Source organism: Microbacterium sp. gxy059 (assembly GCF_050958665.1).
Lineage (GTDB): Bacteria > Actinomycetota > Actinomycetes > Actinomycetales > Microbacteriaceae > Microbacterium.
Genome location: NZ_JAMXWT010000003.1, coordinates 120,439 through 133,634, shown reverse-complemented (window position 1 = coordinate 133,634; position 13,196 = coordinate 120,439). Strand labels below are relative to the sequence as shown.

8 protein-coding genes and 1 tRNA gene are annotated in these 13,196 nt (G+C 69.4%); 7 read left to right on the top strand and 2 right to left on the bottom strand.

Going from position 1 to position 13,196, the window contains the following annotated elements; translation table 11 throughout:
• Positions 1–11: 11 nt before the first annotated feature.
• From NHL53_RS03580 to NHL53_RS03550, 7 genes are all read left to right on the top strand, one after another.
• The gene (locus NHL53_RS03580) at positions 12–923 is read left to right on the top strand and encodes a DsbA family protein (RefSeq protein ID WP_433775235.1); all 912 of its coding nucleotides are present in this window, start codon (positions 12–14) and stop codon (positions 921–923) included.
• A 25-nt stretch (positions 924–948) separates the two neighbouring features.
• Positions 949–1,021: transfer RNA gene (locus NHL53_RS03575), tRNA-Thr, on the top strand.
• 278 nt (positions 1,022–1,299) lie between these two features.
• Positions 1,300–2,412, top strand: a complete 1,113-nt coding sequence (locus NHL53_RS03570) for a fatty acid desaturase family protein (RefSeq protein WP_433775233.1) — start codon at positions 1,300–1,302, stop codon at positions 2,410–2,412.
• A gap of 218 nt (positions 2,413–2,630) precedes the next feature.
• On the top strand, positions 2,631–4,334 hold the full coding sequence (zorA, locus tag NHL53_RS03565; protein ID WP_433775231.1) for an anti-phage ZorAB system protein ZorA: 1,704 nt from the start codon (positions 2,631–2,633) through the stop codon (positions 4,332–4,334).
• Positions 4,331–5,116 (top strand): OmpA/MotB family protein, encoded by a 786-nt coding sequence (locus NHL53_RS03560; protein ID WP_433775229.1) that lies wholly within the window; start codon positions 4,331–4,333, stop codon positions 5,114–5,116. The genes zorA and NHL53_RS03560 overlap by 4 nt, the downstream gene beginning before the upstream one ends.
• Before the next feature lie 2 nt (positions 5,117–5,118).
• Positions 5,119–6,669 carry an EH signature domain-containing protein gene (locus NHL53_RS03555; RefSeq protein ID WP_433775226.1) on the top strand — a complete coding sequence of 517 codons (1,551 nt, stop codon included), beginning with the start codon at positions 5,119–5,121 and terminating at the stop codon, positions 6,667–6,669.
• Positions 6,656–9,691: a DEAD/DEAH box helicase gene (locus NHL53_RS03550; RefSeq protein ID WP_433775224.1), complete on the top strand. Its 3,036-nt coding sequence runs from the start codon at positions 6,656–6,658 to the stop codon at positions 9,689–9,691. The genes NHL53_RS03555 and NHL53_RS03550 overlap by 14 nt, the downstream gene beginning before the upstream one ends.
• 3 nt (positions 9,692–9,694) lie before the next feature.
• Here NHL53_RS03550 and NHL53_RS03545 read toward each other — a convergent pair whose 3' ends face one another.
• Positions 9,695–11,344 (bottom strand): Hsp70 family protein, encoded by a 1,650-nt coding sequence (locus NHL53_RS03545; RefSeq protein WP_433775221.1) that lies wholly within the window; start codon positions 11,342–11,344, stop codon positions 9,695–9,697.
• A 3-nt stretch (positions 11,345–11,347) separates the two neighbouring features.
• Entirely contained in the window at positions 11,348–13,156 is a 1,809-nt protein-coding gene (locus NHL53_RS03540; RefSeq protein ID WP_433775219.1) for a hypothetical protein, read from the bottom strand.
• Positions 13,157–13,196: the final 40 nt, after the last annotated feature.

Genomic DNA, 13,196 nt, shown 5'->3' with positions numbered 1-13,196 from the left:
GAGATCCCACCATGACGAATGACGACGCGCCCCAGGGGGCGGGACGCCGCGACGCCGTGCGCGAGAAGGCCCAGGTGGTCACCGCGCGCATCCGCCGCCGGAAGATCGCGAAGCGCGCGACGATCACGATCCTCATCGTCGCCGCGGTCGCGGCGGCGGCATGGGCTGTGTGGCGCACGGTGCAGCCCGAGCTGGAGCGGGAGGTCGTCGTGCCCGAGAACGTCACGGGCGACGGCATCGACGTGCGCACCATCCTCGCCGCCGGAGGCGAGGAGCTGCCAGAGACCGACGCGGAGCAGGATCCGATCCGCGTCGAGGTCTACGCCGACTACCTCGACGCCGACGCCGGGCTGTTCGAGCGCGAGAACTCCGAGCAGCTCCTCAGCTGGGTCGAGGAGGGCGCGATCGATCTCGCCTACCACCCGCTGTCGCTGCTGTCGGGGCAGTCCAACGGCACGCAGTACTCGACCCGCGCGGCGGCCGCGGTCGTGTGCGCGGCCGACTACGCGCCGGAGTCGTTCGTCGCGTTCAACCACGCGATCCTCGACCAGCAGCCCGAGCTCGAGAGCGAGGGGCACACCGACGAGAAGATCATCTCGATCGCGAAGGACGCCGATGTCGCGCAGATCGACGCGGTGAGCGACTGCATCGAGACGCGCGAGTTCGCGCCGTGGGTCGCGGACGCCACCGACCGCGCGCTGGAGGGATCCCTGCCCGGCACCGACGGCGTCGCGATGACGGGGTCCTTCCTCGTGCTCGTGAACGGCGTGCCCTACGAGGGCGTGCCCGACGACCCCGCCGAGTTCGCGCAGTTCGTGCTCACGGTCTCGAGCGAGGAGTACTACAGCACGCCGACGCCCGAGCCGAGCCCGGAGGAGACGGCGGAGCCGGAGCAGACCGACGCCCCCGCCGACGACGAGTAGGCTCGTCTCGCGGCCTCCGGGCCGAGCCGGCTTAGCTCAGTTGGCAGAGCACCGCTCTTGTAAAGCGGGGGTCGTGGGTTCGAACCCCTCAGCCGGCACCGCCCCGCCCCGGCGCGAGTCCCTCTCGCGCCGGGGCGCGCTCGTTCCCGGATCCCCGGATCCGCGCGTCAGGATGCTGCGAAGGCACCTTCGCAGCACGAACCAGCGTGTGTTCGCGTCATCCGGACGGCGCGTCGCCTGCGGAGCGCGAGCGCTCGGCCTGACGTATGCGCGCCGCGACATACGCGGCCCCGTAGCGTGCGGAGAAGCGATGGGCAGCCGCCTCTGGCTTCATCCCGGTGCCGACGGGCGACCGGCAGACAGACGGGTGCCGCTCGTGTCCACGACCTCCCTCGAATCCTCCGGCCGGCTCGGCGCCGTGCGCCAGACCTACGCCCGCAAGGAGGACTTCCCGCCCATCGGCCGCGCCTACGCGCAGGTGTCCCAGGTCGTCCGCGAGACGGGCCTCCTGCGGCGCGCGCCGTGGTTCTACGCCCTCGTCGGCACCGCGATCGCGGTCGGATTCGGCGGGGCTATCACCGGATTCGTGCTGCTCGGCGACAGCTGGTTCCAGCTGCTCATCGCGGGCGCGCTCGGGATCCTCTTCACCCAGGTCGCGTTCCTCGCGCACGAGGCCGCGCACCGCCAGATCCTCGCGTCCGGCCCGGCGAACGACCGCCTCGCGCGGTGGCTCGCCGGCGCGGTCGTCGGCATGAGCTATTCGTGGTGGGACTCCAAGCACAGCCGTCACCACGCCAACCCCAACCGCGTCGGCAAGGATCCGGACATCGAGGTCGACACGATCTCCTTCCTCGACGAGGACGCGGCCGAAGCGCGGGGCCTGCGCCGGCTCATCACCCGTCACCAGGGGTGGCTGTTCTTCCCGCTGCTGACCCTCGAGGGCCTCAACCTGCACCGCCTCAGCATCCAGCACCTCCTCTCCCGCGGGCCGGTGAAGGGCCGCTGGGCCGAGCTCGGCATGCTCACGGCGCGCTTCGCCCTCGTGTTGACGCCGATCTTCGTCTTCCTGCCCCTCGGCAAGGCTTTCGCCTTCCTCGGCGTGATGCTCGCCGTGTTCGGGGTCTACATGGGGGCCTCGTTCGCTCCCAATCACAAGGGGATGCCCGTCATCGCGCCCGACGCGAAGCTCGACTTCTTCTCCAAGCAGGTGCGCACCTCGCGCAACATCCGCGGCGGCTGGTGGGCCACCTGGCTCATGGGCGGCCTCAACTACCAGGTGGAGCACCACCTGTTCCCGAGCATGGCGCGGCCCCATCTCGCTCAGGCGCGCGAGATCGTCCGCGAGTTCTGCGCGGCGAACGACGTGCCCTACACGGAGACGTCGATCGGCCGCTCGTATCTCATCGTCATCGACTACCTCAATCGCGTCGGCCTCGCCGCGCGCGACCCGTTCGACTGCCCGCTGGTGTCGGCCTACCGCCGGGTGTGAGACGGGGCGCTCGTGATCGGCGGTGTGTCGGAGGCGAGCACTATATTGGTCTGACGCCGTCATCGACACCTGAGGCGCGCGGGTTCGTCTGCTGAGGCGCCCGAGCGCGAGAGCCTGCGCGCAGCAGGCGCGTCGAGGAGCGGGCACGGCCTCGTCCGGGCGCCCTGGGGCACCCGCGAGCGAGACCGTTCGGTGCGAACGATGAAAGACGAACAAGCATGGACAACCTGATCGGCATCCTCCGGGTGCTGTTCCCCTTCCCGCCGACGAGCTGGTCCGACGGGCTGACGTTGGCCTTCATCGTCGTCATCATCGCGGTCATGTGCTGGTCGTTCGTCGCGCTGCGGCGATATCGGCGAGATGCCGAGGCGCGGATCGCCGCGGTGGGCCGGCTCGCAGACAGCCTCGGAAACGGCGGATCCGCCGCGCCCGCGCCGCCGACTGACGAGGCATCCGAAGCCGAGAAGACCGCGGGAAAGCTCTGGGGGGAGTTCTGCGAGACCCTCGTCCGCGGGGACGACGGCCGGCTGCGCAACACGGTCGAGGCCGACTTCTTCTTCAACGAACGCTCGCTCGCCGGGGGCCTCTCGCAGAACCGTCTCCTCGTCGCCGCTCCCGGACTCCTGACGGCACTCGGCGTGCTCGGCACCTTCCTGGGGCTCGTGCTCGGTCTCTCCGGGTTGCGCGTGGGTGACGAGAACGACCTGCTCACCGGCATCGAGCATCTCATCGAGTCGGCGGCGATCGCCTTCGCGACCTCGGTGTGGGGAGTCCTCACGAGCATCCTGGTGAACGTCGCCGAGAAGAGTGACGAGCGCAAGGTGCTCGCGAAGATCCAGGAGCTCCAGGCCGACATCGATGGCGCGCTCCTGCGCATCACACCCGAATCCGCGCTCGTCGACATCCGCCGGTCGGCGCACGAAGCCGACCAGTCGCTCCGACAGCTCGACGAGCGCATCGGAGACAGACTCCAGGTGGGGCTCGACCAGGTGACCTCCCGCATCGAGAGCTCCCTGCACGGGGCGATCACCGACTCTCTCGGCCCCGCCATCGAAAAGCTCGTGGAGCGGACGACCCAGCAGTCCGAGACGGTGTTCGAGGTGCTCGTGAACCGCTTCGCGGAGTCGTTCAGCAGGCTCGGCGAGCAGCAGGCGAAGGCGCTCAGCCAAGCTGCGGCCGAGCTGAGCATAGCGGTCTCCGCGGTGACGCAGACGCTGGAGGAAGTCCGCGTCGCGCACCGCGAGACCGCCGATCAGCTGCGCGATCTGACCGAGGAGACGGCACGCCATCTCGCCGGAGGCGCGGAGGCGGCGAAGGAGTCGCATGAGCGGCTGGACGCGGCCGCCGAGAAGGTGCGCGAGGTGCTGAATGCCGCACTGGGTGTCATCGTCGACGTGCAGGGACGAGCCCAGCGGCAGATCGACCTCTTCGAGACGACGTCCGCTCGAGCAGCAGAGCTCCAGGAGGTCATCTCCGTTTCGGCGACGCTCATCGGCGAGGCGCAGAAGGACGTTGGTGACCAGATGACGGCGCTGACCGCCCAGCAGACCGACTTCGGGCAGCAGATCGACAGCGCGGTGCGTGCGACCTCCGAGCAGCTGTCGTCGCTGGTGTCGGACCTCGAGAAGCAGACGTCGGAATGGCTCGCTGCCTACTCCTCAGCGGTGGAGAGGCAGGTCGAGCACCGGATGGGCGTGTGGGATGAGCACAGCCGTGACTACGCGGGGAAGATGCTCACCGTCGCGCAGACGCTGGAGCAGGTGATCGGGGAGATCGACGACCGCCTTCCGCGTCGTGCTGCGGAGGCAGGGCTCCCTGCTGCACCGGTCGCAGAGCCCGCGCCGGCCGCCGCCGTCGCGACCCTGCAGCCGCCGGTGCCCCCGCGGCCTCCGCTTCCGCAGGGCTTCGGGAGGCCTGAGTGAGGACCTTCTCGCGTCGGCGCGCGGCGGCCCCAGACGAGGAGCCCTCGTACTGGATCTCGTTCTCGGACATGATGTCCGGGCTGCTGGTGATCTTCATCCTCGCCGCCGCCGCTCTCATGCTGCAGCTCATGCAGCGCCAGAGCGAGGTCGCGGCCATCCTGGAGACGCAGCAGGAGCAGGAGCGCCAGTTCAGCGCGCAGGTCCGATCCCTCAGCGACAGCGAGGTCTCGCGCGCGCAGATGCTGGGGGAGGTGCGGGACTCGCTGGTCGCCAGCGGGATCGAGGTGGTGCTCAACGCCGACTCCTCCGTGCTGAGCATCCCCATCTCGGCGCTGGGATTCGCGTCGGGCTCGGCGGACATCCCCGACGCGAACGAGGAGACGGCGCTGCGGATCGGGCAGGCCCTCAGTCAGGTCATGAACGACCAGGAGCGCGCCGCACATCTCGACACGGTGTTCGTCGAGGGCCACACCGACGGCGTGCCGTACGATCAGCCGGGAGGGAATTGGCGGCTGTCGACCGACCGCGCCATCGCGCTGTGGCAGCTGTGGGAGAGCGGGCTGCCCGACGCGGAGTCCCTCGACGCGCTGACCAACGCATCGGGTCGTCCCCTCTTCTCGGTCTCGGGGTACGCGGACACGCGTCCGGTGGAGGGAACGCCCGCGGGTGCGGTCGACCATCCGCCGAACCGCCGGATCGACATCCGCATCACGGTCGTCGCCCCGACGAGCGACGAGCTCGAGGGCATCCTCGACGCGTACCGAGACGGCGAGACGGACTGACGATGTCCGTCGATTTCGTGCCGCCGGTGGCGCACATCTCCCCGGACTGGGAGGAGGAGACGATCCGCTCGTGGGCGGGGCTCTCGACGCGGGCGGGTGGGCGGGCGACTCATGTGACGCAGGCTCTCATCGGCGACCGCGCCGACGAACTCCGGCGTCTCTTCGCCGCCGGGAGATGCCACGAGGCGCGCGCGCTGATCCGCGACAAGCGCTATGTCATCGCACTCGCGTCGATCTGGGGCCGCGCGGGGATGGACGACAGCGAACGGGGTCTCTCCGCGGCGCTCGTCGGCGATCTGCGTCAGATGAGGCGGATGCCGGCGGTCGCGCTCCCGATGCTCGCGCAGGTGTTCCTCGAGCGCTTCGACGGCCTCGACGCGGTCGAACCGCTCTTCGGCGAGGAACGACGCGGCCAGCTCCTCGACGAGCTGTCCGAGCTCCTCGCGCAGCACGAGACGACCCCGGGCCGAGCACTGCTGTGGTCGAGAGAGGGGCCGCGTCGATTCGCGTCTGCGATCTGGGATGAGGCCATCGCGCCGGGGGAAGCGATCCGGCGCGCCCGTCTGGAGGCCGCTCGCGGCGGCCGCTTCATGGATGCTCTGGACGACGAGCTCTACCTGGAGGAGCTGCGGCGTCTCCCGTTCGGTCATGAGGGGCCGGCTCTGGCGCGGCTGCGGGAGCGGGAGACGATCGATGCGCCGCACGCGGGGCGTCTCCTCGGCCACGCCGCCCTCGAGATCCTCATCGACCGGGCGAGGGAGACCGACCAGGACCCCGGCGAGGTCTGGCGCGATGCCGTCCTCGCTGTTGCGGGCGATCCTCGCCTGCGGCACAGCGACGCGCACGCGATCTGGTGGCAGCCGCTCGGGCGGGACCGCATCGACGAGGTCATCGCGTGGATGGCGCGGACCGACCTTCGCGCGTTCCTTGAAGCGCTGCGGGAGTACGCGGAGACGAGCGGTCACGAGTCGATGAGGCGTCTGTACCCTCCGCGCCAGACGCTCCTCGAAGGTCTTCTCGAGCGGGAGGGCATCGTGCGCCGCAGTCGCCTGATCGTGGGGTCGCGTGTCCGGGAGGAGATGAAGAGCAAGCTCCCGACGTCGATGCATGCGTCGCTGGCGAACCTGCAGGGCAACGGGAAGCGGGACTCCGCGCTCATCTATCTCGACTGCGGAGCCTTCCACCTCATCGAAGGCACCCACAACATGCCCCTGCACGTCTATCTGGGCACGCCGTCGCGCAGGATCATCGCCTCCACCGAGCGTCGCTTCGTCTACGAGAGCGTCACGAAGGACATGCCGGAGGACTTCGCGGAACGCTGGGAGGCCGCCCGTCCGGACGCCGCGACGGCCGGCCACAGCGAGATCTCGCATCGCGGATTCTGGCAGGAGCGGCTGCTCCGGTTCCTGGCGGAGGCCGGGATCCGCATCGCGTCGCAGCTCGTGCTCACCACGGAGGACTACGTGCGGCTGCGGAACCACGGAATCCCCGTCGTCCGTTCCGAACGGGTCGACCCGCTGCCGCTGGAAGGGGAGAACGATGGGGCTTCGTGACCTCGTGAGAACAGTGCTCGGCGACCGCTCGAGGGCTGCCGAAGAGGAGCCGGAGGGGTTCCAGATCACGACCGCAGACGACGGCATCGATCTCGTCATCGGCCGAGAGGCGCTGCGGCGTCTCGAGCGGAGAGCTGAGCCGAACCTCGCCACGGCCCAGCTCATCGCGCTTCGCATGCTGACCGAGTCGGGAGCCGCGGGTGAGACGGGCAGCGGATTCCTCATCCCCACCCGCTTCGCTGCGCGTCTCGACGAGGCGTTCCGCGAGCTGTTCGCCCTGCCGGACCGCTGGTGCGGGAGCTTCGAAGCGCGAGTGGAGGGAACGACGAGCCAGAGCCGCTTCGGCGTCACCCTCCTGGCGAGGACCGACGACGGAAGCCTCGCTCCCGTGCGCCGATACGGCGCGATCCTGACGATCGGATCAGCGGCTCACCTCGTCTCGGCAGAGCAGCTCGACGCGCTGATCGCCATCGAGGCGCACGAGGCGCTCGCTGCTGAGGCGCGGACGCCGGAGGCGAATGTGCGCCTCGTAGCCGACCTCCAGCACGCTCGCTCAGAGGGCCTGGACATAGACCTCGCGTACTTCGACAGAGGTGGCTTCGAGACCGTGACGCCGGAGACGATCGGCATCCGAGCGCGTCCGGATGCTGACGGCGGGCTGACGCTCTCCCCGACGGTTCCCGGTATCGACCCCGACGACCTCGAACCGCGATGGGGGCAGACAGCGGAGCGGAGCCAGGGAGTGGTGCGCGTGGGCACCAAGCTGATTCTGCTCGAGGAGCGGCAGATGGCCGCCGCTCACGAGATCCTGAAGAACCGGCGGATCGCGCCGGAGAGCGTGCCGCTGTTCATGAAGGCACCGAGCGCCTTCCTCGACGGGGCGCTCGTGAACCTCGACCTCGGATTCTCCGTGCGCGTCGAAGGCATCGGACGGATCGAGCACGTCGACTTCGGGATCGAGGCGGAGGGCGGACTGGACTGGTTCGCGAAGGAGCAGGCCGTCTCTCCGGCATCGCTGCTGGTCTCGATGATCCGCACGACGGAGGATCTCGATGAGGCGGAGCGCCTCATCGCCGCGGCCCGGGCGGACGGAGCCGATGCGATCCGGTTCGATGAGGTCCTCGTGGACATCGGGTCGCCTGAGGCCGTTGCGAGGGCGCTGTCCGAGGCGCGTCAGAGAATCGCCGAGCAGCCGGACGGCATCGCCTCTCCGCCCGGCGCCACGCCCACGGCGACCGGGAAGGAGCAGGTCGGGTTCCTGATTCGCGAGGCAGGGAATGCCGCGGGCCCCCTCCGTGATCTCGCTGAGCGCGCCCTCGTGCCCCGTGAGCCGGCGTATGACAGGCTGCGCCGCCGGCCCTTCCCTCACCAGCGGGAGGGAATCGAATGGATGGTCGGCCTTATGTGCGCAGCCCGGCGCGGGGACAGGACGGAGATGCACCGCCTGCAGGGAGCGCTGCTCGCCGACGACATGGGCCTCGGGAAGACCTTCATGACGCTCGTCGCCGCCGCGGAGCTGAGGCGCGACGTGGAGGAATCAGGGGAGCGGATCAAGCCGATGCTCATCGTCGCGCCGCTCAGCCTCATCGAGAACTGGGAGGACGAGATCCGCAAGACCTTCTCGGACCCGCCATTCGAGGAGGTCGTGGTGCTCCAGAGCAGCCGCGACCTTCCGCGCTTCCGGATGCGGGGCAGGGGGAGAGAGACGCTGCAGGAGTCCGCAGCGCTCGACGAGGACGGGAAGGTCGACGCGGCCCTGCTGCGCACGTCGCTTCGCGTCGGCCCCGAGTACGGATCCTCCCGGCTCGATGCGCCAGGGCGGCTCGTGCTCACGACGTACGAGACGCTGCGCGACTACCAGATCTCTCTGTCGCAGGTCGACTGGGGACTGGCGGTCTTCGACGAGGCGCAGGCGATCAAGACGTCGACCACATCGAGGGCCCGCGCTGCGAAGGCGCTTCGCGCCGACTTCCGTCTTCTGATGACGGGGACGCCCGTCGAGAACAGCCTGGCGGAGTTCTGGTGCCTCGTCGACACGGCGCAGCCGGGTCTGCTCGGGAGCTGGTCCGACTTCCGGGAGACGTTCGTCGTGCCGATCCGCGACGCGACCGGAGAGGAGGAGCGTCTGGCGATCGGGCGGCAGCTGCGCCGCGCGGTCGGGCGCTTCATGCTGAGGCGGGATAAAGAGGACCACCTCGAGGGACTGCCTCGGAAGACGGTCTTCTCGGGCGCGGCACCCGTGCATGTCGCAGAAGACCGGATCCACGACCCGGCGCTCGGCCCGCTGATGCCGCACGCGCAGCGGGCTGAGTACGACGCACGGATCGCGGCGATGCGCGAGAACGGCGCCACGGCGCTCGCGACGCTTCAGCGGCTCCGACTGGCATCTCTGCACCCGCTGCTCGACATCGGGGAGAGGCATGCGGCGCGGCCCTCATCGCTCCGAGAATCCAGCGAGCAGGTCGCGATGTCCGCGAAGGCGATCGCGGCGATGACGGTGCTGCACCGGGTGCGCGAGCGCGGCGAGAAGGCGATCGTGTTCATCCTGTCGCGAGAGGCGCAGCTCCTCTTCGCGCTCTGGTGCTCATTCGAGTTCGGCATCCGCCCCCACGTCATCAATGGCGACACGGCCGCGACGTCGAACAGCGACGGGACCTCGCGCAGGCAGCTGATCGAGTCGTTCGAGCAGTCCGAGGGATTCGACGTGATCATCATGTCGCCGATCGCGGCGGGGGTGGGGCTGACGGTCGTCGGAGCGAACCACGTGGTCCATCTGGAACGCCACTGGAACCCTGCCAAGGAGGCTCAGGCGACGGATCGCGCGTATCGGATCGGTCAGACCCGGGATGTCAGCGTCTACCTGCCTGCGTCGATCCACCCGCACTTCGACTCGTTCGATGTGCTCCTCGGTCGTCTGCTTGAGAGCAAGAACCGCGTCAAGGATGCCGTGATGACACAGGGGGCCGTGCAGGAGAGCGACATGATGAACGCGGTCTCGCGTGCCGTGCGGGGACCGACGTGAGCGTCAGTCGCCGGACTGGTCGTACCACCACGTGCGGGGCTTCGGCTCCGGCTTGCGGGTGCTCACATGGATGGCCGCGGCCTCGGCGCCGCGCCCCTGGATCACGGGCCAGCGATCGATGTAGACACGCTGCACATACCCGCCTTCGTCGCGCACGAGCACCTCGCCCGTCGGTCTGATCCGGATGACGGGGCTGTCGGAGTAGCCGAAGCGGTAGGGCAGGCCCGGCACGTGCGCCCCGTCGAGCTCGAAGGGGATGTCCTCGCCGGTCACGGCGCGGGCGGTGATGCGCCCCTGCCCGGAACGAGGATGCGCTGCGCGGCTGCGCGCGAAGTCGTAGGTGAAGGCGAGGGTGCTCTGGGTGAGCGCTTTGGCCCGGTTGTAGAACGGTGTGTAGGCGGGGTAGAGCGTCTCCTCGTGCTCCTGACCGGAATCGCCGAGCCAGCTGAGGACGAGCGAGAAGCCGGGCCTGTGGAGGTTGAGGCTGTCGTATGCCCGATCCGCGCCGAGACCGCGCGCGATCAGCGTCTCGGGGTTCCTGTCGGTATGGATCTGCTCGGGACGGAACCACTCGTGGAAGGCACGCGTGATCATGGGGACGCGCGACATTCCTCCGGCGAGAAGCACGTAGCGGATTCCTCTCGCCAGCTCCGCCTCAGCGAGGCTGCGGGCCGACTGGGGTGTCATGGAGGAGCCGTCCTCCGCGCTCTGCGTGACGAGCGCGGCTCGAGCGACAGCCCACACCTCCTGCATGCTGCGTTCGAGGAGACGCTGGAACTTCTGTTCGAACTCGGAACGGCGCACCTCGACGACGGGGAGCCGGAGCCCGGGATAGGGGATCGGCACGAGAGCCGATTCGGAGGAGGAGAGCTCGACCTTCGCCTCTCGTGCCGCGCGGACGAGCCACGCCGCGAGATCGGGGTGCGCGTCGAGCTCCCGCGTGGAGACGCCCTCCTGCACGAGCTTGCCGCGGATCGTCTTCGCGAACTCCTCGTCGACGGCGTCACCTGCGACGTCGGTGCCATGTGCGGACTGGACGGACACAGTGGCCGGGTGACCGGGAGAAGCATCGACGTCCAGGACCGCGATGTCGAGTGTGCCGCCGCCCATGTCGTAGATGAGGACCTTCCCGCGGGTGGGCTCCCGACGCCGCAGACGATCGTTCACCCACGCGATGCCCGCGGCGATCGGCTCGTCGATGAGCGTCGTGTCGTCGACGTTCAGCCCCGCGGACTGCGCCGCGTCGAGGAGACGCCTCCGCTGATCTCCGTCCCACATGGCGGGGCACCCGAGGCGGACCGTGGCATCGCGGTCCGTCACCGACTCGAACTCGGAGGCGGCGCGCTGCGAGATCGTCCGGAAGAGGTCGGCGATCACGTCATCGGCGTCCACGACGACCGGGTGGTCTCCGTTGTGGTAGATCGCGGCCTGCTCTCGCAGAGTGATCGCGCGCTTCACCGAGCGGATGAGGGAGTTCTCCGGCAGGGTCGCGGCGTCATCGCCGACGAGCCATCGGTTCCGCGTCCCACCGGCGATGGAGGGCATCCACTGCTCCTGCGCGCCGAGGGGGATCAGCTCGGCGCCGAGCGGACTGGAGACGGAGAGGAGGGAGGTCGACGTTCCGAAGTCGACCCCGCGGATGGCGGCGGCCATGGATCAGCCTTTCGACACGAGGGTCTTCACGAGAACGGCGGTGTCTCCGTCCTGCGTCCACACATACCCGGGACGTCCGACGAACACAGGATCGCCGTCATCGGGACGATCCCCCGGGGCTTCATGGAGAGCCGGGTCGAACGCGACGGTCTCGCCGCTCTCCCCGACCGGCAGGACGCCGCTTCGCGCAGCCAGCTGCCTCGCCCTCCCAACGAGCTGATCGGCGCTCACCTGACCGGCGAGCTCATCCAGAGTCGCGAGCACACGGGCCAGCGCACGGTACGCGTCGCGCGACGCCTGTGCGAGCGCGCTCCCTCGCACCTGGGCAGCCGTGCTCTGCAGATCGGCCAGCTCGGACGCGGTCGCCGACAGCCGCTCCGTCAGCTGCGCGATGATCTCGGATTGAGCGGCGATCTGCTTCTCCGCGTCGTCGTCCGAAGGCGCGGCGGGCGTCGGCTCCTCCTGCGCCGCGGGCTCCTCCGCCTGCGGCGCGAGACCGTGGACCCACGTGCGCAGCTGAGCATCGTGTGCGTGCACGTGGGCGAAGGCGCGTCGGCCCGCTTCCTCGGGGGCGAAAGCCGTCACCGCCGGCGAGGCGAGCAGACGGAACACCCGGCGCCTCTGCGTCGCGTCGTCGAGAGCGGACGCGCAGCGGCTCGAGATCTCATCTCGCCAGGCAGGGGCTCCGGTGAGGCGCTCGATCCCCGCCTGCTCGAGATCGAGGATCTCCTCGATGCCGAGGCCCTCGAGCCACGCCGCGTCGAGTGCATCGGCGATCGGCGGACGGACCAGCGAGCCGAGGAGCGCCACGCGCTCCGGCGACCAGGGCAGGGAACCGACCAGCGCGCGGACCTCGTCGAGTGCCGTGAGCAGGCCCGGAGCGTCGTCGTCGGCGACGATGCTCCGGAGCACGCGAATCGCGGTCTCACGGAGCTTCACGGTGGCCTTGCCCAGCGCATATCGCAGGAGCGGGAGCGTCTGGAGGGGCGGATCCTCGCGGAGTCGCGCGGTCACCTCGGCGTTCAGCGACGTGCGCTCCTTTGGGGCGAGGGAGGAAGGATCCTCGAACGCCCGCTCGACTCGCTCGACGAGAGTCGGCTCGATGCGCGGAGTCTGCGGATTCACAGGAGCGTCGTCGAGGTGAGCGGCATCGCCCACCTTGGCGCGGCTAGCCTTCGCTGTGCTCTTCTTGGACTCGGGCGTCGAACGATCCGGACTCGAGATCTGGGCTGGGGGAAGCGTGCCGCGCTGCGCCTTCGCGTCCCGCTCGCTGTCTTGCGTGGGGGCGCCTTCATCCGGTTTGTCGGCCTCGCGGTCGGTCAGGATTCGCACCAGGCGCTCATATCTCTCCGACCACCCGGGCGCGCGGAGGACGGGTGACTTTCCGGGCGCCAGACTGAAGACGCGCGTGCTCTTCTTCGCGCGAATCTCGACATCCGGGCTCGCCTCGGCGAGGGGGAGTGCGTTCTCGAGGATCGGCGCGCTCTTTTTCGCGGGCACACCTGCTCGCTGGGTGAGTGCGTCGGCGATCCGCTTCTGCGCCATCGGCTCTCGTGCCGGAGAGCTGATGGCGGCGAGAAGCACATCGAAGGCCGCCTCGGAGTCGCTCTCCGCTTGGTCGATGCGGGCGGGGTAGACCAATCGCAGAAGCTCGAGGCTGTTCGGCCGCACCGAGACCAGCGCGTCCGCGGCCGAATCGTTCTCAGCTACCTCGCCGTCCTCCCAGACGAGGAGCCCCGGCTTCCCCTTCTGCGCTCGGGTGATGCCGAGGCGGTTCCTCTGGCGGTCGATGACGATGAAGGCCGTTTCCACGTCGCAATCCTATGAGGCGATATCCTTCATCGAGTCGGTT